Raw genomic sequence first — 24,431 nt, 5'->3', positions numbered from 1 at the left:
ATGAAATATAAATTAAAATATATATACAGTTTGTTCATCATTCTGATAGGAGTGGCGGCAAACCTGCTGTATGCCCAGTACCCGGGAGGGGTTTCTTCCGGAACAACACGGGGATACAAAGTAGATTATTACAATGGTACTTTTTCTGTAGAGACCCAGTTTGGAACGGGTACTTCCAATGCTGTTCCCGGAAATACAGGATATAGCAACAAGATTACCGGAACCGAGTTCAACAGTATAGATGCGGATTATTACGGAATGGAGTATACGGGAACCCTTGAAATTACAACGTCTGGGAATTATACCTTTCAGGTAGCAGCTGATGACAGAGCATGGTTATTTATTGATAACAGTTTGGTACTATCAGCTCAAGTCAGCACTAATGCTACCAATGTTGTTAATCTTAAGGCAGGTGATCATACGATCAGGTTTAAGTATTATGAATTAGGAGGTGCCAATTCAGCTTCCTTACAGTTGACAGCCGTACCCGCAGGAACAACAGGCTTTACTTTGCCGGCAGATATTGACGGTCGTTTTGTACGTACAGATAACTCCAAGCTTACCGCCTGGTATAAAGCCTCTGATATAACAGTGACTGCAAATTATGGCGGTCCAGGCTTGGATAAAGTAAATACCTGGACCAATAAAGCCCCCGACTATGCAGGGAATGGTAATCTATCCTATTCAGGAAGTGGGGGCGGCAGCGCTCAAACCTCTGCTTCCTCTTCTTCGGTTAACTTCAATCCGGGAGTCCGCTTCGATGGTGATGATACTTTTTCTGCGGGAAATTCGCAAAAAGGATTAAGTTATCGTGGGGCTACCAAAAGTATGTTTATGGTAACTAATTATGTCTCGAATGCAGCACAGTCAGGTATCTGGATGTTTTATCATGACAATGGAACAACTAATACCAGCAAAACCATCGGTTTTTATAAAGGCACCCAACCCAATACACAGTTTGCTGTATCGGGAACAGGCGCCGTTGGTCCAGCTTCAGTATATACGGCTAATGAACCTAAATTGTTGAGCGGTTTTGTAGACCAGGTTACAGGTGCTTCTGCCACCCAAGCCTCCAATCCTTTACAGTTAAATATTAACGGAAGCAATGGAACGCCTGCCAATATATTTTCAGATGTAACCGCCAGTTCGGGTCTTATTATTAAAGGAATGGATAGGGTTAATTTTCCGGAAGCCATTTATTATCCTTTTAAACTTGATGCAACCCAAGAGAAAAAAGTGAACTCATATCTGGCCGTGAAATATGGTATCACGCTGTCACATGATTATCTGAATACTTCCGGCACTCCTGTTTTTAGCTTAGCAGCTAATGCAGGCTATACGAACCGTATTTTCGGTTTGGGAAGGGAAAATAATGAGGCTCTGTATCAAAAGCAAAGCCAGAGCCAGATGGCATCTGCTACGGGATATGATTTCTTAGTGATATCAAAAGATACCGGCATTACAGCAACCAATGCTTTGAATAACGGGACTTTATCAGACGGCAGTTATCTTATTATGGGGGATAACAATGGAGCCTTTACTGTAAATCCATCTATTTCTACGCCTGTATCTTTTCCAAGCACCTGTACCGTGAATGCGCTTACAAGAATATGGAAAGTTCAGAATACAGGCTCGGTCACTTCTCTTAGCCTTCGTGCAGGCAGTAGTACCGCAGGTTCTTTTGTATTTCCGGGAAATGCCGCCAATATAGCGATATGGGTAGATACGGATGGAGATGGTAACTTTGCGAATGCTACCGTAGTTTCTGCTGCATCCGTAGTCAATGGAGTGGCCACTTTTAATGGGGTGAATTTACCCAATGGAAGCCTCTTTACTTTTGGATGGAGTGTAACCAGTCCCGGAGGTGTAAGCACTGGATTAAAATTATGGACCAAAGCAGATGACAGTAATCTGGCAATGGGTAATGTAGGGGTATGGTCAGATTTAAGCCCTAATGGGAATAATCTGTCCCGTACTGCAACCAATGCGATTATCAAAGTAGATAATAGATTCAATTACAACCCTTCCGTGTATTTTCGTGGTGGTGATAATGAATATATGTCCTCCATCAACTCACTTGGAATGAATGGCATCAACAAATATGCCGAGTTTTATGTCCTGGACGGAAACGGAGGATTTACTTCCGGAGCTCAGTATGATGAAATTATCACTTTAGGAAGCACCAATCATCGCTGGGAAAACAGTGTTGTAGGATTAACCAATGGTTCTTATGGGGTTTATGGGAATGGTACAGCCAGTACTGCTACAGGTTCAGGCATCATCCCTACCATGAACAATCTGGGTTTATACAGCAATTCAGCAGATGGCACCAGTGCCATTTTTAGAACCAATGGTATCATAAGAACCACTAATGCTACTGCAGCCAATCTCTCATTGACAGGTAATTTTAGAATTGGTACCGATGTGGATGCTACCGACGGAGATGGAAACTATAATAACTTTTATTCCCCGGAATTGATTGTGTATAATACGAGCTTGTCAGCAACACAAATTACGCAGATCAACTCATATCTGGGAATCAAATACAGCATTCCGTTAGCAGATGGCAGTGGTACCACCGCTTCCAATTACCTTGCCAGCGACGGTACTACCATGCCATGGATAGGAAATGCAGTCTATAAATACGGAATATTTGGGATTGGGCGTGATGATTGTTCCGGTTTAAATCAACGACAGTCTAAAGCTTATGTTGATGGGACGGATATTGTAGCGTTTGGTCTTACGGCCCTTGCCGCAAACAATGCAGCCAATACAGGCAGCTTTGTGAATAACAGACAGTTTATCATGATTGCTAATGACAATGGAGCATTGGCTGCAACCAATACTAATGTTCCATCTACCTATGCAAGCTGTAATGCAACAAGATACGCCCGCAGCTGGAAGGTGAAAAATACAGGTTCTGTAAATAATGCGCTGCAGATTACGATTGGTAATACCACCAATATGATCCCGGCGAACTGGAACAACGTAGCTTTAGCCATTGATCCGGATGGTGATGGTAATTTTACTACGGGAACCACTTCATTTGTCTATGCAACCAATATCCTTGGTGGTGTGGCTACTTTTGACAATGTCGTTCTTAATGATGGAGTAGTATTCACACTGGTTTCTACGATAGGATTCCCAGGCGGTGTGAGTAAGCCTACTGGAACAAGTGTAGCCGCAACCATAGCAGGTGTAGATTACATGAATGGTTTAGCCTACAAAATGTATACTACGAACGGTACAACCAATAGAAATTTAGGAACAACTCCTTTTACAGACGGGTCCAATGGTGATGTTTTACGCAGCACGGGCTATTACAATAATGCCACTTCCTTTCATTCTTTTGCTTCCACTAAGTCAACTTCAGGACTGACTAATTTTGGAGTAGAACTTAAAGGTAAATTAAACATAACAAATGCTTTATCCACTTACCGATTCCAGATAACAGGGGATGACCAGGCTTATTTTGAAATACGCAACAGCTCGGGAACGCTTGTAACCACTTTGGTAAGTACTACAAGTGCAACTGTTTCAAGCTCAGCAGACATTACACTATCGGCCGGGTATTATGATATTCTCGTAAGAGGTGCTAATATTGCCGGACCTTCTAATTTTGATCTTAAAATGAGTACCAATTCAGGAGGAGCATACAATGCTATTGCAGATACCCAATTTTTTACTTCTGCCTCTGTCGGACCTTCTGCGTGGTATGAGGCTGATGACAATACGCTGTCTGTTAACGCAGATGGCACCAATCTGTCAGGCATCGTATGGCATGATTTAAGTGGAAATGACAATGATGTAACAGGAAATGGAAATCCCATCTATTATTCTTCTGCCATTACCAATACCGGTATAGCAGGTATCCGAAATTATAACCCATCCATCTACTTCACCGCAGATTATTTTGGGACTACACCTTACATTAATGGTTTTGCATATGGTAATACGAGTAAATCCCTGTTTACAGTTGCTTCCAACAACAATAACAGTACAGAAACCATCTATTCCGCTTTCGGTAGAGATAATGGAACAGGGGTTAATTTCGGATTATCTAAAGTTAGTAACAAGTTTCAACTATTTACAGCAAGCAATAACCTTAATGACGCTAATACTTTCTATAATACAACAACTTACACAACTGATATCGTTTCTGCTCAATTAACTAAAGCAGGAGGCGGATCCATTTATGCCAATGGTGTGAACAGACTTTTACCGGGAGCTGTGCTTCCTACATTACCTTTTAATACTAATTTTAATGACAATGATCAGTTACAATTAGGTAATGGTCCGGATTATTCAGGTAAGAATTATACGGGTAATATGAATGAGATCATTTATTATCCATGGGATCTGTCTGCAATAGAACGCCAAAAAGTGAATAGCTATTTGGCTATTAAATGGGGAACCACATTAGACCAAACTATGCCAACTGATTATTTGGCAAGTGATGGAGCAACAAAAATCTGGAATTCTGCTACAGGAGGGATTTATAAAAATGATATTACCGGTATTGGCCGTGATGACTGTGGGGCACTGAATCAGAAGCAGAGTACCAGTACAGACAGCAACGATATTATCTCTATGGGGTATAAGAATATTGCGATAAACAATTCATCCAATACCAATACCTTTAGCATAGATAAAACATTTTTGACGTTTGCAAATAATGGATTAGACCTGGGGTTAACCAACACTAACAATTTGCCATCATCTCTTTCATCTACTTCATGTTATATAAAGTTGGATAGAGTATGGCAGACGCAAGCTAATACGGCATACAACAATATTTCTTTACAAGTGGGTAAAATTGGATTATATATATTTAGTTCTTCTAAATATAAACCAGTTTTACTAGTGAGTAGCTCGCCAACTGATTTTACAGGTGCCGTGATCTATACTCCTACTAAGATATCTACAGGTTTAGCCAGCTTTGATAATGTATCGTTAAGCGGGGTACAGTATTTCACCATAGCTTATATTAGTGCAGCACCAGGTGGGGTAAGTACAAATCTTAAAGTATGGTTTAACGCTGAAAATGCAAGTTATAAAGATTTGCAGGGTGAAATTCCTGCCACAGCTAACGGAGATGAAATTCAGCGTTTAAACAATATTGTTGATAATGTAAACCTTCCGTATGTATACCAACCTAATTTAACAACTGCTTATAAAAGACCTGTTTTAAATGCCGGAAGTATGGGATATAGCAATACACTCCGCTTTACAGCTGTACCTATAACTGCTATGGAACCATTCAATACCTATAATGCTACCACGTCCAATTTGGTCAGCCCTGCAAATGTTAGTGTAAATGATTATAGATCTGCTACGGCTATGACAAGTATTATGGCTTTTAGTAACTACTCAAATGATGGTATTACCGGTGGAACTCCAGCATGTTTATGGGGACATATTTCTAATTCTTCTGGCACAAGAGTCTCTGCAATAGATGCCCGATGGAATGCTTCCACAGTAAATAGAACTGCAGGAGTCAGCCCGAATGGAGAAGTGAATATGTTTATTGTAAATACCGCTTTAGCATCCAATCAAGGTCGGATTTACAGCAATATGAAAGCCACCGGGCAAGGTACGGCTACCAGTACCACTGTAAATTCGGGACCCTTTTATCTGAATTATTCTAATGAAACACTCACTGGTAATTCATCATTTTCAAGCTTTGATATGGGCGAATTTATTACCTATGATGCAGATAAATCCACCAGCGGCAATGACCTGTTGAGAATTAATTCCTATGTAGCCAGTAAGTTCGGTTACACAATGGATGCTTCCGCAGGCAGCTATATTTCTAGTAATGGTACAGTATATTACAATTATTCTGATTTCTGGAACAGAATTACCGTGATAGGAAGAGATGACTGTACTGCACTTGACAAAAGACAATCAATAGCAAGCGCAGGAATGATAAAGATTTCCAATGATGCTGCTAATGGTATGGCAATATCTAACCTGGATAATCCAGCCTCATTTACCAATAATAATGCTTATCTTACTTTTGGTGATAATAATAAATCTCTTACCTGGAATGGTGTAAGCAATATTGTCTATTCTACAAACAACCTAATGAGATTGAACCGGGTATGGAGAGTAAAAGAAACAGGATCCATTGCAAATCCTGTAGGCACTGTATTTTTACAGGTCCCTGCCAGTACAAGTACAGCGACAGATAAGCTGCCAGCTCCTAATAACTCACCGAATGATCCCATATACCTGATCGTATCAAATGCCGCATCAGGAGGATCTTTCAGCAATCCTACCATTGTTCCTATGATACCGAATGGTACAGACTGGGCAGTGACCTATGATTTCACAGATGGTGATTACTATACCTTTGCCACGTTGGAGTCTTGTCTTGCTCCTGCAGGTATTACGGACGGATTAACTTCATGGTATAAAACCACTGATATGGATGCGGTTACCAACGGAGGGGTCATAGCCAATGGAACAGCTAGTGCTCTTATTGATAATAGTGGCAATGGTAATAATATGGACAGAAATACAGTAGCCTCGTCCACTGCGACTGTAAAAGCTGGAACAGCAACTCTGTATAACTACAACAGATATGTTGATCTAACGGGCAGTGCTGCCTTTGCCAAATCAGGTCTGAATTCTGGTGCTATTTTCAGTTCAAACCAGGGAAGCTTATATACTTCAGGAAACAATGTAAACAGTTTGTTCGGACTGATTTCAAGCTCAACATCTTCAGTGGACAGAGTAGGTATAAACGGTACGGGAACATATTCTCAAACCAGTTTTTCAAATTATTCAACAGGCACGGAGCCTAGTATCCGAAGTCTTTTGTTTAATACTACTGCTTCAACACCAACAACAAGATTGTTTTCAAGAGAAGATGGAGCAAATGGAGTCAGAACAGGAACAATAGAATCCGGGAACTTAACTTCCTTAGCTGTAAAATCTGATTACATCCTAAGCTTTGGAACATTTACAGGTGGTACTGCCCAGCCTACCCATAAAATAGCCGAAGCATTTACTTATAACAGGGTTTTAACATCTGATGAACAAGATAAATTGGATACTTATATGGCCATCAAATATGGAAGAACATTAAGCCATAATTATTACAGCCCTTCTTATGATGGTACAAATGCATCCGCTACAACGATTTATGATGTTATTGCCCCTTACAATAAGAGAGTATTTGGTGTAGGTAATGATCTAGGAGGCTGCCTGTCTCAGAATCAGTCTACTTCTTCAAATACGGACAGTATGGTGAAAATAAGTGTTGATGGAGCCATTCTGGCTGAAAACAGTCAGGATAAAACCAAATGGCTGGAAAACAGAAGCTATGTTGTGATGGGGGATGATGGAGGCGCATTACCTTGGGTATCAACCTCAAAACCCAAACTGCTGGCAGGAAATAACTGTGTTCAGAGAATCCAGAGACAATGGAAAGTAACGGCTACGGGTAATAATCCGGACGTGTTCATTACTGTTGCAGGAGATTATAATGGCAATATTAATCCTGGTGCGGCTACGGCTAAACTCCCGTCATTAGTTCCAGGTAACAGTGTATACATGATCATCAGTGACAAAGCTGACTTTACAGATCCAACGGCTGTACAGACAGAGATTGCAATGACCTACAATACGACTTCCAAAGAATGGGAAGCAACAGGAAATACATTTGTTGCGGGGACTACAAGATACATCACGTTTATCCAAAGACCTGCCATGTGTGGTAAGCAATCGATTATTACCAATCGTGCAACCAGTACACAGCAGCTCAAACACTAATACATTGTATAAGATTCTAATTTTAGTTTAATAGAGTATCCTTTTTGGGGCTATCGTGAAAAATAGCCCCGAAATGATACTTGTAATGTAAAAGATACTAAAAGAGGAATCATATAAAAATTGACAGTTAAAATATACTTTAATGATAGAACACTGTAATCTGATAGGAAAGACAAGAGAAGAGATTTTAGACTTGCTGAAAAACAGAGAGTTTAATGATCGTTATTCAGACGAATGGATTGTCTGTCTGGGTAGAAATTATCTGGGAAGGAAAAGATTTTTATATCTGTTTTTTGAAAATAATATAATTAAAGGATACTGTACCGTAACTAAAAACCTGTGGAACAAATAAAAAAGTAAAATATGATTGATTTTAAAGATATACATATAGGAAATCTCATTGAAATCAAATGGAAAGAAAAAGAAATTGCTATAGAAAGGACCTGCAATTTTTTCAAATGCTCAGAAGAGGAAGTAGACAAGATGTTTCTTCATGCCTCTATGAATACTGAAACATTATTAAAATGGAGTAAGCTTCTGGAATATGACTTTTTCAGGATATACAGCGGGCATCTCATTTTATATTCCCCAGCTGCATCTTCAAATTGCAATACTCTTAAAGAAAAAAAACTATCACTTGTACCAGAATTCAGGAAAAATATTTATAACAAAGAAATAATAGATTTTATTCTGGAACTCATTGTGAATGATAAAAAAACGAAACAGCAGGTCATTGATGAATATAATATTCCTAAAACAACTCTTTACAAATGGCTCAGTAAGTATAAAAACAAACAATAATTCTAAAAAACTATGAAAAATACACCTAATTATTCCAAAATCTATAAAGATCTTATCTTGACCAAATATCCCGAAAAGTGGAGCACCTGTGAGAAACTCCTCACTAAAGATCCTCTTTCTGTATTGGATGTAATCAAAATTAACAATATTCTTTTCAGTAATAAATCGAATAAAGGAGTATTAGATTTTAACCAGAGGCACAAATCTTATACCCGGACTGCCGTATTCGAGATCCTGGATTTTCAGAAAAAAAACAGACTTAATAATACCCAGCTGGCAGAACATTTTAAAATGAGCAGGAATACAATCGCAAAATGGAGAAAAATATTCTTTGCAGAATGTTAAATATTGATCAATGATAAAATTCTCAATTCTCATAGCCAATTACAATAATGGCAAATATTTTAGAGACTGCCATGCATCATTTATCAGTCAGACCTACAAAAACTGGGAAGCGATTATAATTGATGATGGATCTACTGATGATTCTTTTGAGGTGATCAGCAATCTTATTAAAGAAGATTCTCGTTTTAAAATATATCAGAATATCACGAACAAAGGATGTGGATTTACCAAAAGAAGGTGTATGGAATATGCAACCGGTGATATTTGTGGATATGTGGACCCTGATGATGCTCTTTCTCCGGATGCTATAGAATGCTCTGTCAATGCATTTAAAGACCACCCTGAAATTGTTGCAACATACTCTCAAATGATGTTTTGCAATCAAGATTTAGTTTCACAAAATATTTTTAATAAAACCAAGCAAATATATAACGAACGTTTATTTTTTAATTGTCCTGTTCAGTTTACCCATCTTTTTACTTTTAAAAGAGAAATCTATTTAAAAACAACTGGAATTAATCCATTACATAAAAATGCTGTTGATCAGGATCTATATTTAAAAATTCTGGAATTTGGAGAAGCTCTTTTTATAAAAAAAAGTTTGTATAAGTACAGGATACATCCGGACGGAATTTCTCAATATGATTCTAAAGACACCGCAAAAGCCTCATTTGCCCAAATTATTCTGGAAACAATGCACAGAAGGGGGGTGAAAAAAATCAATGGCAGGATAGTTCCCAAAACTTTCAATCAACCCAATGAAATATTCGATCTTCTGGAATATCAGAATAGTTTCCTTTACAGATCGAAAACAAAAATCATAACCTTTTTTCAGTATGATTTTTTGCCCATAATGAAGAAATTTTGGTCAATTTTTCATCTCTAAATTTCATATTGTACTGAATAATTTATGGTGACGATATACTTTAACATACCAATTTAATTCTAATATTGCTTTGATGTAAAAACAGGCGAAGGTTTAATCCAAACAAAGGTTTCCATCCTAATTTCATACATATCAGTTGATGGTACATTAAAGTATATTATTGTCTTAGTTTTTATTGGAAAAAATTTGATTGATTTTCAAAATCATTTCCTTCGCATTATTATTGGTTGGGTTTAATTCTAATGATTTCTGATAATCATTTTTTGATAATGTGTAATCTTTTTTATTAAAATAAGCTTCGCCTCGACTGTCATAGACATTTCCGGATTGGGGAAATTCATTGACATTTAGATCAAAAATCTTAAGTGCTGCGTCTAATTGATTATCTCTTAGAAACCCATAGCCAAGTTCATTCAATTCATTTTCGTTGGAAAAATTGTAGTCATTTGGTTTATTTTTTTTAAGGTTTTTGTACAATGCAATTCCTTTATCAATATTTTTCAAACATTCTTTTCTGATTGTTAAGCCAATAGATTCCTTTTGCGGCTCGATAGGATAGTTTTTCCATTCGTTCAAACTGGCAACGCTTAAAAGGATTTCTTCTATCAACTTAAAATTATTACCATTAGTCATCACTGCTAAACCGTTTCCATCTTCAACGCTTCCAATATAGTAGCATACAAATCCTTCATTTCCACCACTATGTCCGAAATATTTTGTGCCTTTGAAATCATTTAGAAAGACACCGTAATTATTCTCAATTCTTTTTACAGACATTTCTCTGGACAAGATTTTATTTGATTTTCCTAGTAATGACAATTGGGTTTCGATGATATATTTCGCCAGGTCACTTGGATTGGTCCATAAGCCGGCAGCTGCTTTTTCGGGATAGATATGATATTTTCCTTTTACCTCTTTTCCATTGTTATAAGCTGTTGCCAGCAATTTTTCTTTATCTGGAGAAGGAGGTTGGTGATAAGAACTTTCATTCATCCCCAACGGTAAAAGAATGTTTTTCAACATATAATCCTCGTATTTTTCTTCCGTAGTATTTTCAAGAATTAATTGGGAAATGGTCGTTCCACCGCCTGAATACTGGAATTTAAGATTGGGCTCAAACACAGACCGAACCGCAATAGAATTTGATGGTTTCAATCCATCGAGAATTTGTATTATTGTAGGGAGTTCTTTTCCTCTTTGATAGCCTCCAAAGCCGTGAACAGACAAGCCTGCTTTATGACTTAAAAGATTCCCAATAGAGATTTTTTTTCCTTTTGAAACCGAATCGTATGGGAATTTCCAGCTTTTCAAATACTTATTGATGTCATCATCCAAACTTAATTTTCCTTGTTCAACCAATTTTAATTGCCCTAAACTATTAATAGATTTACTGATAGACGCAGCCTGAAATAATGTGTGAGCAGTCGCTGGTCTGTTTTCAGCAACATCTGCATAACCATAAGCTTTAGCCCATTCTACTTTATAGTCTTTAATGACTGCGATGCTTACCGCATTCATATTGTAGAAAGCCATCCTGTCTTTTAAAGTCCATTTCTTAGTTTTCGATTGATCCCAGCGAAGCAGATTATCTTCGAATGATTTTATTTTATCCTTTACATTTTGTGCAAAAATATTCAAGGTTAAAGACAGCATTAGGATTAGATATATTTTTCTCATTTTTATTCTTGGTTATCTATTTCAGTATAAAGACGATTCAGAAAGAAGTTTTATTACATCCAGGATTAATTTTTCTTAATACTTTCCGTTTTATTGTTTATTTCTTTCTCAATTTTCAACAGCATTTTTTGTCCGTTCTCATTATCCGGATTGAGTTCAATAGATTTTTGATACATCATTTTAGCCTCTTCTTTTTTACCACATTGATGCAAAGCTTCGCCATAACTGTCAAAAACATTCCAGCTCGTTGGGAAAATCAAACTTGCTGAATTGAATACCTGTAAAGCGTTTTCACATTTCTGAAGTCGAAGAAACTGATATCCTAATCTGTTAAAATCTCTCTCCGATGTATCATAACTTTCCGGTTTTTTCAAATATTCCTGAATCAGCTGGCTTGCTTTTTCCCTGTTACCACTCTCAACCAGGCTTCCATAGATTCTGGAAAAATTTTGAACCGGCATTTTGTAAGGTTTTTGGTTGACTAAATTTAAAACAGCATCAGAAATAGGAAAAACAGGACTGTTTCCCAAATTAGAAAGCAAAATAACGTTCTGGTTTTTAGTCATATTATGCATTAAAATACTCGTCAATCCCGTAATGAAACCATCGTGAAAAACGATTTTCCCATTACTTTCATCAGTGTATATTCCCCAGCCTAAGCCGTAACTTATCTCTTTTCCATCAATAGTGTAAGAGACTGTTTTTCCATCATTAAGTTTTGTCGCAGTCAAAGCTTCTTCCAGTTCTTTTTTGCCTAAAATCTTATAATTGAACAATGCTTCAGTATATTTTTGCAAATCTAAAGCCGTACTTACAATACCGCCATTTCCGTAAAAATTACTTTTTTCAGAAATCAGGAAAGTTTCTTTTAATGTAGTTGTATTCACAAAATTGGTGGAATAAAAATTCGGATAAGTGTATAATTCTACTTGATTTCGTGTTTTAATTTTTCTGTCAACTGGAACAAATGTATTCTTCATTTTGGCAGGTTTGAAAATATTCATCTCTAAGAAATCTGAATAGCTGGTTCCGGAAACTTTTTCAATAATCAATGCAGCGAGGCAAAAATTAACATTATTGTATTCCCATTTGCTTCCGGGCGAAAATGAAAGAGGTGTGTTGAAACGAATAAATGTGGGAATAAGATCCTGATTCGTAATGATCTTTTCAGGCTGTTCTTTAATAATTGTATCAAACAAAGTGTATTCCTGTGCCAATCCGGAAGTATTATTGATTAGTTGTTTGATTGTAATATTTGGATAAGGAAAATCTGGAAGATATTTTTGAACAAGCTCATTAATATTCAATTTTCCTTTCTGCTGAAGTTGAAGAATTGCTGTGGAAGTAAACGTTTTCGTGATAGATGCAATGGGAAATTGAGAGTGTTCATTCAGTTTATCTTTTTTTTCAATATTAGAAAATCCATAGTTATTGGAAAATATGGTTTTGTCTGATTTTGAAATCAGAACGCTTCCGTTAAAAAGTTTTTCCCCATAAATTGTAGAAAACAGATTATTCAATTCTTGCCCGGAAAGTGTATTGGTAAATAAAGATATTATTAATAAGCAAAAAAGTAGGTTTTTCATTTTGTTTTAATTTTTCGTTGACAAAATCTGATTTATTTTCAGGAGCATTTCTTTGGCATTATCATTATTAGGATTCAGTTCCAGCGTTTTCTGATAATTCTTTTGGGAAGCGTTGTAATCTTTTTTAATGAAATAAATCTCGCCCCGGGTATCATAAATATTGGATGAATTTGGAAATTCTGAAACCGAATAATCAATAATTTTTAAAGCATCATCCGTTTTTCCTTCACCTAAAAACTTGTACGATAATCTATTGAGTTCATTTTCAAAACCATTAAAATTATAAGAATTGAATTTATTTTTCTTTAAATCGTTCAAATATGCAATTCCTTTTTCTACAGATTCAGCTTTCATTTTTTTATAGGCTTCGAAGATGATCAATGGTTTAGGTAAATCAACTTTTGCATTGTATAAAACGCCAAAAATGTCATCAATAATGGATTCTAATTGGCCGCCTCTTTTCCCTGCTCTGGTATTATCTAGCAGAATCACGTATATTCTGTCCTCTGGAATTCTCGCAATATTGCAGGAAAAACCATTGATTCCACCACTGTGTGCCATTGTTGTAATGTCTTTTCCCGAGCCTAAAAAATTCTGATGTTTCTGAATAACCAAACCGTAAGCGTAATGACCTAAATTGGGTGCGAAATATATTTTTTTGTTCTCGTCATTTAATAAAATAGTTGTGTACAAAGCCTCGTCCCATTTTCGCATATCATTTGCTGTACTGTACATTCCTCCGGCAGAAAATACAGCCGTTTTGATATTGATGTAATCTGTTTTTTGGTAGCCATCGTAATCAAAATCATAACCTTGTGCAAAATTTGAAATGATTTCTTTCGGATTTTCAACACCTGTATTTTGCATTCCAATGACATCAAATATTTTTTCCTTCAGAACTGCTTCATAAGGTTTTTGGGTAATTTCTTCGATAATTAATCCCAGCAAATAATATCCTGTGTTGCAATAATTTTGTTTTGTTCCGGGTTCAAATCCCAGATTATCTTTGAAATATTTAACCGCAAAATTTTTCCCAGACAGGTTTTCAAAAACCATTTTTGTTTTAAAATCAGGAAAGTCCGTGTAATTGGGTAAACCAGAGGTATGTGTCAATAATTGATGAATGGTGATTTTACTTCCAACCGTTTTGCTGAACCAAGGCAGATAATCACTTATTTTATCTTCAAGTTTAATTTTTCCTTCCTGTTTTAACTGCATAATTAGCATTCCTGTAAACTGTTTCGTTACCGAACCAATTCTGAATTTGGTATCAGAAGTTGTTTCGATATTCCAGCCCATATCTGCTTTTCCATAATTTTTCTGTAGCACAATTTTGCCGTTTTGAATAACCAGTGCACTTCCATTAAAAAGATCGTAACCGTGATATTTACCGATAATTAAATCGATTTTCTTAGCCTTTTCTTTATTTGAACTGGAGATGTTTTTTTGTGCTAAAATATTTAATGATGAAAGCACCAAAAATGCAAACAGAAAATTTTTCATAACATATTTTGATTTTATAATTTGCTGCAAATATGCACCAGAATGCATGAATACACGACCGATTAAAAAAAGTCGAACTCATTTTTCAATAAATTCGAGGCTTAAAATGAGCTTTTTCTAAAATCCGTCGGTGTTGTTCCTGTATGTTTTTTAAAAGAAGTACTGAATGATGATTTTGAATTGAAACCAACGGTGTACAAAATTTCCAAAATGGTCAGGTTTTTTTGTGAAGGATCTTTCAGAATTTCCTTGGCCTTTTCAATCCTGTATTCGTTGATAAAATCAAAAAAATGTTTGTTCATATACAGATTAATCAATGCAGATAATTCTTTAACCGGTATTTTTAATTGCTTCGCCAAATCCTGAATGGTAAGAGACGAATCTAAATACGGTTCTTCTTCAGTCATAAAATTCTTCAGAAATTCTATTTGCTTATTTTTTTCGTCATCAATCAGCAGAGAAGGTTTTTGTTTTGGAACAGCATCTGTAATCGATTTCAATTGAGAATTTACACCTCGGAAAAACTCAGGATTGCTCAATGCAATATATAAATACCAACAGGTTGAAAGCACAAAAGTAAATCCATCAATAGTTATGATCCAATTCCGAATGTCGCCAAAACCGATGGTGTAGGTGACCAGTCTCCTGAGAAGGACAAGCAAATGCAGCAGATAATAAACGATAGTGATCAGATAAAGTGCTTTTATTAAAGATAAATTCGGATCGGTATAATTCTCGAAATAAATAGTTTTTGATTTTTTTAAGAGTAAATAAGATGCAATAAAATAAACCTGAAACAAAGATTCAAAAAGGATTTCGAAGAAATGGATTTCCGGCATTTGATTCATGTGCTTTAGAAAATAAAACTTTTCAGCTGAATTTTCTAAATATAAACCGGGAATCAAAGCCAAATTAAAAACAACAAACGGAAGGGCGTGCAGTAAGTGTTTGGGCTTTAATTTGAAATCATAAAAACAAATTGATTTTACGTACAAATAAAACAGAGCGGGAACCAACAAAGCAATGCTCCATCGAAATGCCTCGAAGTTGATGAGGTTTTCCGGAATGTCTTTAATTAAATATTTGCTTGTATCAAATGCATTAGCAATCAGGAAAAATGCAAAAAGCCGGTTTCCTAATTTATGTTTTGTTTTCACAGTGAACAAAAACAAAGCAAGGAAAAGCAACACAAAAATTCCAATAAAAGCACTTATATTCAAAAAACTGTATTTGTCCATCGTTTTTTAAGATAGGTGCAATTTAATGTTTAAATAGGAAAGCTTAAAGATTTCCATATGATTTTGTTCTTCTATCTTTGCCACCAAATTTACTTATTGGCTAAACTTCTTGCAATTTAATTTTAAGCATTAAAAACAATCGAAGTTGAGATAGTTGATCTTTATTTGCTTTGATTGTCTTTTACGGCTAAACTGCTGCTGTATACTGATTGTTTTTTAGTTTACATTTATTTCATCATTCAAGTGTTCAACTACTTTTTCTAAAATTCCCCTGTTTCATTAAAGCTGGTGTTTGTCAATATGGATATTCCTATATTTTGTTTAAGATAAATCACAAACCAATTCTGCATTCCGTATATACCTCCGTAATGTCTATAAATTAATTTAGGAAACTATATATTTAAATGTACTGTATCAAAAAATGAACTAATATTTGTTTTATAATCCATCTGGTTTATTGGTATAAGAAGTAGAATTAACATTTTTATAATATATAATCGGGCACACCCAGGTATATAATGCCATAATTTTTTCTATATTTAGAAGAAGTATAGTAGTATATATGCTTTAGTAATGTTTAGAAAAATGGCTTGTGTTTCTATTTTGACCTCCGACACATGCCTATAAATATTAATATAAAAAAAGACAATGCCGATAAACCCAATACCTCCGGACGGAGGCATGTTATATAAAGAAACAGATATGGCTCAGTTTTTCCCTGAGCCATTAAATGCAATAACTGCTATACTATTTTTAGCCTTAGCCATTTTTTGGACCATTAAAATAAAGGGTAATTTTAAAGAATATTCTTTTTTAGCATACTGCTTGGTTTTATTATATGTCGGTGCCATAGGGGGAACTGTTTACCATTCATTCAGACAATGGCCGGTATTTATCATGATGGATTGGCTGCCCATTATGTTATTATGCTTGTCAGCCGGATTTTATTTTGTCACTCAGAGCACCAGATGGTACTATGCTGTTTTAATGGTTTTTGTATATCTGTTACTTATGTTTGCTTTGAGAAATTGGATTTTGATAGATAACCCTTCACTCTTTATCAACGTAAATTATGCAATTATGGCTTCATTTGTGCTTTTTTCGGTATTAAGTTATTTAATCTATACCAAATGGAAAGCCGGCAAATGGGTAGGCTTTGCTTTATTGTCGTTTGCTCTCGCGCTCACTTTTCGTATCGTTGATAAATGGGAATGGTTGAGTTTCGGAACACATTTTTTATGGCATACTTTTGGGGCGGCGGCCACATTTTGCATGTTTAATTATATCTATCTTACGCGGAATACAGTTAAAAAAACATAAGTAGTTCTTTATTTTCATTGAAAAAAATGTATATATGATTATCAAACCTTGGGTTTCTTTTAGCTTCGTCGAGCCTTGGGTTTGTGGTTAGAAGAATTTCCCACAGATTCCACAAATTTCACGGATGTTTGTGGATATTTTTCTCTCGCTGATTTTGCAGATGATGCTGATTTTATAAAGGGGCTAAACCTTATAGGTTTAAAAACTTGTGTATATTAAAAACCTATAAGGTTTGATCCTATAATTTCCAAAAGATCTCAGCATTCTTAGGTATGAAAAATCTGCTTAATCTGCAGTATTTGCGATAATAATATAAATCTCTGATTTTCAATAAAAATTTAGTGTACTTCTTATACATAAAGTATATAACTTAAATAGCTTAAGTGTTTAAAAAACTTTTGTACCTTTTGTGATTTAATAAAAAATTTTAAACAGTTTTTTTGTGAAATTCACAGTATGATTCTTTTAAGGTTGAGAGAAAGATGATTTACTTATATTTGCCTCGCAAAGCAAATTCAAATGTTCAAAAAAGTAAGCACTGTATTTATTCTTGGCTTTTATACGGTTTTTTGTTCGGCCCAGCAGGTTCGGCCCTCCAAATCATCTGAAATTTATCGTGAACTTAAAACACTTAAACAGCTGCCTAAAGTTTTATACCTTGCGGCTCATCCCGATGATGAAAATACAGGATTACTCTCCTGGTTAATCAACGACCAAAATGTAGAAACGGGCTATTTGTCTTTAACCAGAGGTGATGGTGGTCAGAATTTATTAGGCACAGAGCAGGGTGCAGCATTGGGTTTAATCAGAACGCATGAGCTTTTAGAGGCAAGAAAGTTAGATGGTGCCCAGCAATTTTTTACCCGGGCGATTGATTTCGGGTTCTCTAAAAATACTACCGATACTTTTAAACAATGGGATGCAGACAGCATTACAGCGGATGTAGTTTGGGTAATCCGTAAATTCCGTCCTGATGTTATCATTTGTCGTTTTCCTCCTACTGCTGCGGCAGGCCACGGACAACATGCGGCTTCGGCTGTGGTTGCGGAAAAAGCTTTTAAGCTGGCAGGTGATAAAACGGCTTTCCCGGATCAACTAAAATATGTCAATGTATGGCAGCCAAAACGCGTATTGTGGAATACTTTCCGATTTGGAGGGGTCAATACGACAGCCGAAAATCAACTGAAAGTTACTGTTGGACAATATGATGCGCAATTGGGAATGGGCTATGGAGAATTGGCTGGATTAAGCAGAAGTTTACATAAAAGCCAGGGTGCGGGAACACAGTCTGTAGCCGGCATCAGAACTGAATATTTTGCCCACGTTATTGGTGAACCTGCCAAAGCAACACTTTTTGACGGAGTCGTTAAAACCTGGACCGCAAAAGGAAATACTGATATTGACCAATCATTAGATAAAATTATTTCAGCTTTCAATTTCAATAATCCTGACCTTAGTTTACCTGCTTTGCTTGCTTTACGAAAAAAGGTGATGGCGCTACAAGATGCAGACCTGAAAAGGGATAAAATTAAATCTATTGACAACATCATTGTAAGCTGTGCCGGGTTTATGGGTGAGGTAGTCACCAATCAGGCTGAAGCTGTTGCCGGGGATCACTACAATTTCAGATTAAATTTGATTTCGAGAGCTGCAAATCCTGTTGTTTTAGAAGATGTAAAATGGTTAAGTCAATCAGAAAGTTTTAACAGAAAACTATCAAAAGATTCTTTAATTACCATTCAGCATGACATTCAGATTCCTGCAGATGCAGCACTCACAGAACCTTACTGGCTGACAAAATCTCCTACGAACGCAGCAACTTTCTCTGTTCCGAATGATACTTTAGTCGGATTGCCGGAGGCAGAATCACCCCTGAATGTTTGGGTTGGTTTAAAAATCGGTTCGGAAAAGTTTCAGGTTAAACTTCCTTTATCTTTCAAGAAATTAGACCCGGTGCGTGGTGATGTGGTCGAAGCTTTGCGTATTGTTCCTGCAGTGGAACTGAAATTTGCACAACCCCTTTACGTGGTCAAAGAAAATGAAGATGTACATTTGAGTTTAAATCTTAAGGTTAATTCTAACAAACAGTACAGTAACGGTATTCTAAACCTGATGTATAATGGAGAACGATTAGGTGGCACTAATATAAATTCACTCAATGGAAAAGATACTACCATCGATTACGTTATTCCAAAATCCAAGCTTGCCACAATACATTCATCTCGCTTGCAATTGGATGCCAATTTTGTTGCAGATGGAGTCACTTATAATAAAAAACAAGTATTAATTCAATATCCTCATTTACCCTCTTTACAATATTTTTCGCCTGCAACTGCCATCGTAATGAAAGGTGATATTCAGGCGAAGGTTAAAAAAGTGGGTTACATAGAAGGAGCGGGCGATTTCATTCCTGAATTCCTACGCATTGCAGGTGTTCAGGTAGAGGTACTTAAAGACGAAGATTTTTATGGCAACTTAGATGAATCTGCTGGAAATGGCAGTCAAAACAAGCTATCGCAGTATGATGCCATCGTATTGGGTATTCGTGCCAATAATACAGAGAAAAAACTGGGTCGCTGGATGCCTTTTTTATGGTCATATGTAAAAGCTGGAGGTAATCTGGTGATGCAGTATAACACCAATCAGGATACAACCGTTGACAAACTGGGGATGTACAATTTCAGCATTGCCAATAAGCGGGTTACCGAAGAAAATGCTGCGGTTACGTTTTTAAATCCAAATCATAAATTACTGAATTTCCCGAACAAAATTACTGCGGATGATTTTAAGGGTTGGGTACAGGAGCGTGGCGCCTATTTCCCTGCTCAATGGGATGCGGCGTATGAGCCTCTTTTTGAAATGCACGATACAGGTGAAGAGCCTCTGCAGGGATCAACTTTATATGCCAAATACGGGAAGGGTAATTTTATTTATACACCGTTAGCATTTTTCAGACAGCTGCCTGCAGGAAACGTGGGTGCAGCACGTTTATTTTTAAACTTTTTATCTGCACAGAAAAACTGATGAACAATAAACTTAAAAATTGGAATACCTGGTACATACTATTAGCTGTCGCATTAGTATTCCAGATCGCATTTTATTATTGGTTTACTAAATTCTGGGCATGAGTAATATAGATTGGACAGTTCTCATTTTTACACTTGTTGCAGTGGTGGTTTACGGCGTATTGATCGGTCGTGGCCAAAAAAGCAACGAATCATACCTGAAAGCAGATAATAAAATGCCTTGGTACATTGTATTGATAGGTATTATGGCTACGCAGGCAAGTGCCATTACATTTCTTTCGGCACCGGGTCAGGCTTATACAGACGGCATGCGTTTCGTTCAGTATTACTTTGGTCTGCCTTTGGCGATGATTGTAATCTGTATCACTTTCATCCCAATTTTTCAGCGCTTAAATGTGTACACGGCCTATGAATATCTGGAAAACCGTTTTGATAAAAAAACAAGGGTACTCACTTCACTGCTTTTTCTTTTTTCAAGAGGCTTATCAACAGGAATCAGCATTTATGCTCCGAGTATCATCTTGTCAAGCGTTTTAAACTGGAATATTTATTTAACCAATGTTTTAACAGGCGGCATTCTGTTGATTTACACTTATGTTGGCGGTGCAAAAGCGATCGCTCATACCCAAAAACTACAGTTTCTTATTATTCTGGGAACAATGGCTTTTGCAGGTTATCTGCTTATTCAAAATATGCCGAATGGAATTGGTTTTAATGATGCGCTTTATCTGGCAGGGAAGTCCGGAAAGCTCAATGTAATCACCACGGAATTCGATTGGAAGGATAAATACAATATCTGGAGCGGATTAATTGGTGGTTTTTTTCTGGCACTTTCTTACTTCGGTACAGACCAGAGTCAGGTTGGAAGGTATATTACTGCGAAAGACGATACCAATGCAAAAATGGGCTTGCTGTTGAACGGATTGGTTAAAATTCCGATGCAATTTGCTATTCTCCTGATCGGAGCTTTGCTTTTCGCTTTCTTTTCTCTAAAACCGGCTCCGATTTATTTTAACGAACGCTCTTATCAACATTTAAAGGAAGCAAAACCTGAACAGGCTGCGATTTTTGAAAAAGAGCATCAGAATCTGCAAATCAAATTTAATGCAGAATCGAAAGAGATTCTAAAGTTGAAAGAAAAAAATTCTCCCCAACTCAAAAAAACAATTCAGGATTTTAAAAACACACAAACTCAGGTAAAAGCGCTTCACGGCAGGGTAGAGGAAGCGATCAATAATTCAAACTATAATGCAGAGAAAACGGATACCAATTACATTTTCCTGTATTTCGTGAAAAATACATTGCCTGTAGGAATGATCGGGTTACTGTTTGCCGTCATTTTTCTGGCCAGCTGGGGTTCAATTTCCGCAGCGTTAAATTCCCTTGCCGCCTGCTCATTAAAAGATGTTCATTTGATATTCAAAAAAGAAATTCCTGATGATGCAACCGAATTGAAGTACAGTCGACTGCACACTTTAGCCTGGGGGATCTTCTCAATCGGTGTAGCCATGTTTGCCACCCAAATGGGCTCCCTTATTGAAGCGGTTAATGTATTAGGTTCTCTTTTCTATGGTCCGATATTGGGGATTTTTCTTGTCGCATTTTACTATAAAAAAATCACCGGCCCAAATGTATTTATTGCTGCAATATTATCAGAAATCGCGGTTATTGCCGTTTATAAGTTCGATATTATTTCTTTCCTTTGGCTTAACGTAATCGGGGCAGCGGCAGTCATTATATTTTCAACAATCGGGTTATTGTTTTATAAGCCGAAAGTAGTAAATTCGTAAGCGAGCAATAAAAAAACAAATAAATAAAAATAGTATGAAAACAATGATTAAATCTGCCACCATGGTTTTGGCTGCAATGACAATTTCAGTAAACGCCTTTGCACAGGATACTAAAAAACCTGCCAGCCCTCCAGCTACTGCAACGGGAAAAATTAAAGATGCAACCGTTACAATAGCCTATAGCAGTCCTTCTGTAAAAGGGCGTACAATCTGGGGTGGTTTAGAAGCTTATAATAAAGTTTGGCGTGCAGGTGCCAATGAAGCAACGACTTTTGAAACGGATAAAGATATTACCGTTCAGGGTAAGAAACTGCCTGCAGGTAAATACAGCTTTTTCTTAATTCCTAAAGAAAGCGGAACCTGGACTGCGATTTTTAACAAAGAGCCCAAACAGTGGGGCGCTTATAAATACGAAGAAGCTAAAGATGCTTTACGTGTTGATGTAAAAACAAAAGCTTTACCAGCAACACAGGAAACTTTAGTGTATAAAATAAACAATAATGGATTCACAATGGATTGGGATAAAATCTCAGTGCCTGTAGAAATAAAATAAATTTGATACCAGAAATTAAAATCCCGTTCATCCGGGATTTTTTTTGTTTAAAATTTTGATATTGTATCAAAGATTATTATTGAGGTAATTTCAGACTGTTTATTTAAAAACAGATCAAGCATTTTACGCTTAAAATATCGAACACTAGATATCAGATTGTAAGGGTTTGATAAAGAGTTTTTTTATGTATTAAAAAAGAGACAACTAATAAATAGTTGTCTCCTAAAGTGACAAGATGAGCATATCTTCAAACACTTTTATAGATGATTTACTTTGTATAGTTCAGATTAATAATGGTTTTACAATTTGATAATGATTTGCACTTAAGTAATAGATTACAATTGATTAAATTAATAATTATCTTGTAGTGTAACCACCGTTGGCAAAAATAGTCTGTCCGGTAATCCACCAACCATCAGAAACCAGAAATTCAACAAGAGGGACAATGTCTTTAATGTCAGTAAGCCCGCCTAAGGCTGATGCAGATTTATGATAGGCTACTGCATCATCACTTTCCTGGCCATAGAAAAATGGCGTATCCATTGGGCCCGGAGCAACGGCTGTTACAGAAATACCGCGCTCTCCAAACTCTTTGGAAGCAGCTCTTGTAAAATGTTCAACAGGCGCTTTCATCCCTTCATAAGTAGAATAAAATCCGGTGTAAGCTGCAAGTAAAGAGGTTACGATAGTACAGATTTTTCCATTATCATTCAGTTTTTTACCTGCTTCCTGAATAAAGAAATAGGCAACTTTTGAATTGATATCGCTCATGCTGTCATATTCTGCTTCTGTGGTCTCTATGAAAGGCTTCTTTAGTACCATTCCGACTGTATTGATGGCGATATCTATTCTTCCGAATTTTGAAACCGTTTCATCAAAAAAACGGGTGATATTTTCTATTTTGGTTAAATCTCCCTGAAAGATGAATGCTTCAGCACCCAATGCTTTTACTTCTTCCAATGTTTTTTCTGCATCTGGTTTTGTAGTATCACTATTGTAATGAATAGCCAATTTTGCACTTTTGGAAGCAAAGTTTCTGCTTAGAAGTCCTCCTAGATTTTTTGCTCCTCCGGCAATTAATACAACCTTGTTTTGTAAATTATTTTTTGACATAATGAATAATTTTTTTTATTGATATTGTGGTGGTGACTCATAAATAGCTTCCGGAATTCGAAGCTATCATGTTGTCTGATAATGAGTGATTTACTTATGATTCTGTATTGGTCTTTTTTATATGAATACTGCAGACTTTCCGCTATGAATATTATTTAAGTATAGTTTTTAGGTTGCAGTATTTGAAAGTTATAGGATGAGAATTGTTTTAAGGTTTCCAGAAAGACCATACTTTACCATTGTATACCGCAAGTTGTTTTTTTGTGTTATCATATACCATCATTCCTGGTGCCGGATTAATGATATTGAGGTGCGGGCTGCTTACCTTGGGAAGAATCATTGCTTTATTAGAATCTGTTAAAACCAGAATTCCGGCTGTGGTATCAGTTGCTCCATTGTTTCCGATTGCTGTTTTTGCTTTAGATTGCTCTGTTTTGTCTAATCCTTGTATAGAAACATCTGCCGTTCCTATGGTAGCTACCGTCCCATCGTCCTCACTAAGATTAGCCCATACCCCTGAGTCTTTCAGGTATTTTACTTTGTGATCTGTTGTGTCGTAGATCGTACTTCCTTCTACAGTAATATTGCTTTTGTCTGTTATGTAGGGAAGGATAAATCCTCTGTTTTCAGTATTAGCAAATTCCAAAGAAACAGATGCATTGGTAATATTCTGTTTCCCGATTGCAACTTGAGCTTTTGTTGTGACAGCAGCCAACATCAATAAAGATGATAATGCTGTTTTTATATTGTTCTTAGTCATTTTGTTACATTTTGTATTCGTGAAGTATATTCGTTGAGCCAGTGAAATCATCTT

Annotated in this window: 15 protein-coding genes; 9 read left to right on the top strand and 6 right to left on the bottom strand. The window is 36.4% G+C overall.

Going from position 1 to position 24,431, the window contains the following annotated elements; translation table 11 throughout:
- From DBR39_RS17925 to DBR39_RS17905, 5 genes are all read left to right on the top strand, one after another.
- A complete protein-coding gene (locus DBR39_RS17925) occupies positions 1-7,779 on the top strand; it encodes a beta strand repeat-containing protein (protein WP_124535404.1) in 7,779 nt (2,592 codons plus the stop codon).
- Between the two features lie 142 nt (positions 7,780-7,921).
- Entirely contained in the window at positions 7,922-8,131 is a 210-nt protein-coding gene (locus tag DBR39_RS17920) for a hypothetical protein (protein ID WP_124535402.1), read from the top strand.
- Between the two features lie 11 nt (positions 8,132-8,142).
- A complete protein-coding gene (locus DBR39_RS17915) occupies positions 8,143-8,580 on the top strand; it encodes a transposase (RefSeq protein WP_317127291.1) in 438 nt (145 codons plus the stop codon).
- Positions 8,581-8,592: 12 nt separating this feature from the next.
- Positions 8,593-8,925, top strand: a complete 333-nt coding sequence (locus tag DBR39_RS17910; RefSeq protein ID WP_124535400.1) for a helix-turn-helix domain-containing protein — start codon at positions 8,593-8,595, stop codon at positions 8,923-8,925.
- A gap of 10 nt (positions 8,926-8,935) precedes the next feature.
- Positions 8,936-9,811, top strand: a complete 876-nt coding sequence (locus tag DBR39_RS17905; RefSeq protein ID WP_124535398.1) for a glycosyltransferase family 2 protein — start codon at positions 8,936-8,938, stop codon at positions 9,809-9,811.
- 165 nt (positions 9,812-9,976) lie between these two features.
- On the opposite strand, the gene DBR39_RS17900 is transcribed toward DBR39_RS17905, so the two are convergent.
- The 4 genes from DBR39_RS17900 to DBR39_RS17885 all read right to left on the bottom strand — a co-directional run bounded on the left by DBR39_RS17900 (position 9,977) and on the right by DBR39_RS17885 (position 15,815).
- Positions 9,977-11,488 (bottom strand): serine hydrolase, encoded by a 1,512-nt coding sequence (locus DBR39_RS17900; protein ID WP_124535396.1) that lies wholly within the window; start codon positions 11,486-11,488, stop codon positions 9,977-9,979.
- A 65-nt stretch (positions 11,489-11,553) separates the two neighbouring features.
- On the bottom strand, positions 11,554-13,074 hold the full coding sequence (locus DBR39_RS17895; protein WP_124535394.1) for a serine hydrolase: 1,521 nt from the start codon (positions 13,072-13,074) through the stop codon (positions 11,554-11,556).
- A 6-nt stretch (positions 13,075-13,080) separates the two neighbouring features.
- Entirely contained in the window at positions 13,081-14,577 is a 1,497-nt protein-coding gene (locus DBR39_RS17890) for a serine hydrolase domain-containing protein (protein WP_124535392.1), read from the bottom strand.
- A 101-nt stretch (positions 14,578-14,678) separates the two neighbouring features.
- A complete protein-coding gene (locus tag DBR39_RS17885; RefSeq protein ID WP_124535389.1) occupies positions 14,679-15,815 on the bottom strand; it encodes a helix-turn-helix domain-containing protein in 1,137 nt (378 codons plus the stop codon).
- A 702-nt stretch (positions 15,816-16,517) separates the two neighbouring features.
- On the opposite strand from DBR39_RS17885, the gene DBR39_RS17880 reads away from it, so the two are divergent.
- From DBR39_RS17880 to DBR39_RS17865, 4 genes are all read left to right on the top strand, one after another.
- Positions 16,518-17,135 carry a hypothetical protein gene (locus tag DBR39_RS17880; protein WP_228447860.1) on the top strand — a complete coding sequence of 206 codons (618 nt, stop codon included), beginning with the start codon at positions 16,518-16,520 and terminating at the stop codon, positions 17,133-17,135.
- 519 nt (positions 17,136-17,654) lie between these two features.
- Positions 17,655-20,159 carry a PIG-L family deacetylase gene (locus DBR39_RS17875; protein ID WP_124535385.1) on the top strand — a complete coding sequence of 835 codons (2,505 nt, stop codon included), beginning with the start codon at positions 17,655-17,657 and terminating at the stop codon, positions 20,157-20,159.
- Between the two features lie 100 nt (positions 20,160-20,259).
- Positions 20,260-21,951 (top strand): sodium:solute symporter, encoded by a 1,692-nt coding sequence (locus DBR39_RS17870; protein WP_124535383.1) that lies wholly within the window; start codon positions 20,260-20,262, stop codon positions 21,949-21,951.
- A gap of 34 nt (positions 21,952-21,985) precedes the next feature.
- Positions 21,986-22,504, top strand: coding sequence for a DUF2911 domain-containing protein (locus DBR39_RS17865; RefSeq protein WP_124535381.1), 519 nt, complete (start codon positions 21,986-21,988; stop codon positions 22,502-22,504).
- 357 nt (positions 22,505-22,861) lie between these two features.
- Here the strand turns inward: DBR39_RS17865 and DBR39_RS17860 are convergent, their stop codons facing one another.
- Together DBR39_RS17860 and DBR39_RS17855 are read right to left on the bottom strand one after the other, a co-directional pair.
- A complete protein-coding gene (locus DBR39_RS17860; RefSeq protein ID WP_124535379.1) occupies positions 22,862-23,617 on the bottom strand; it encodes an SDR family oxidoreductase in 756 nt (251 codons plus the stop codon).
- A gap of 208 nt (positions 23,618-23,825) precedes the next feature.
- The gene (locus DBR39_RS17855) at positions 23,826-24,377 is read right to left on the bottom strand and encodes a hypothetical protein (RefSeq protein WP_228447859.1); all 552 of its coding nucleotides are present in this window, start codon (positions 24,375-24,377) and stop codon (positions 23,826-23,828) included.
- Between the last annotated feature and the right edge of the window lie 54 nt (positions 24,378-24,431).

Source organism: Chryseobacterium sp. KBW03, from assembly GCF_003852415.1.
Lineage (GTDB): Bacteria > Bacteroidota > Bacteroidia > Flavobacteriales > Weeksellaceae > Chryseobacterium > Chryseobacterium viscerum.
This window is presented reverse-complemented; position numbering and strand designations above follow the sequence as displayed.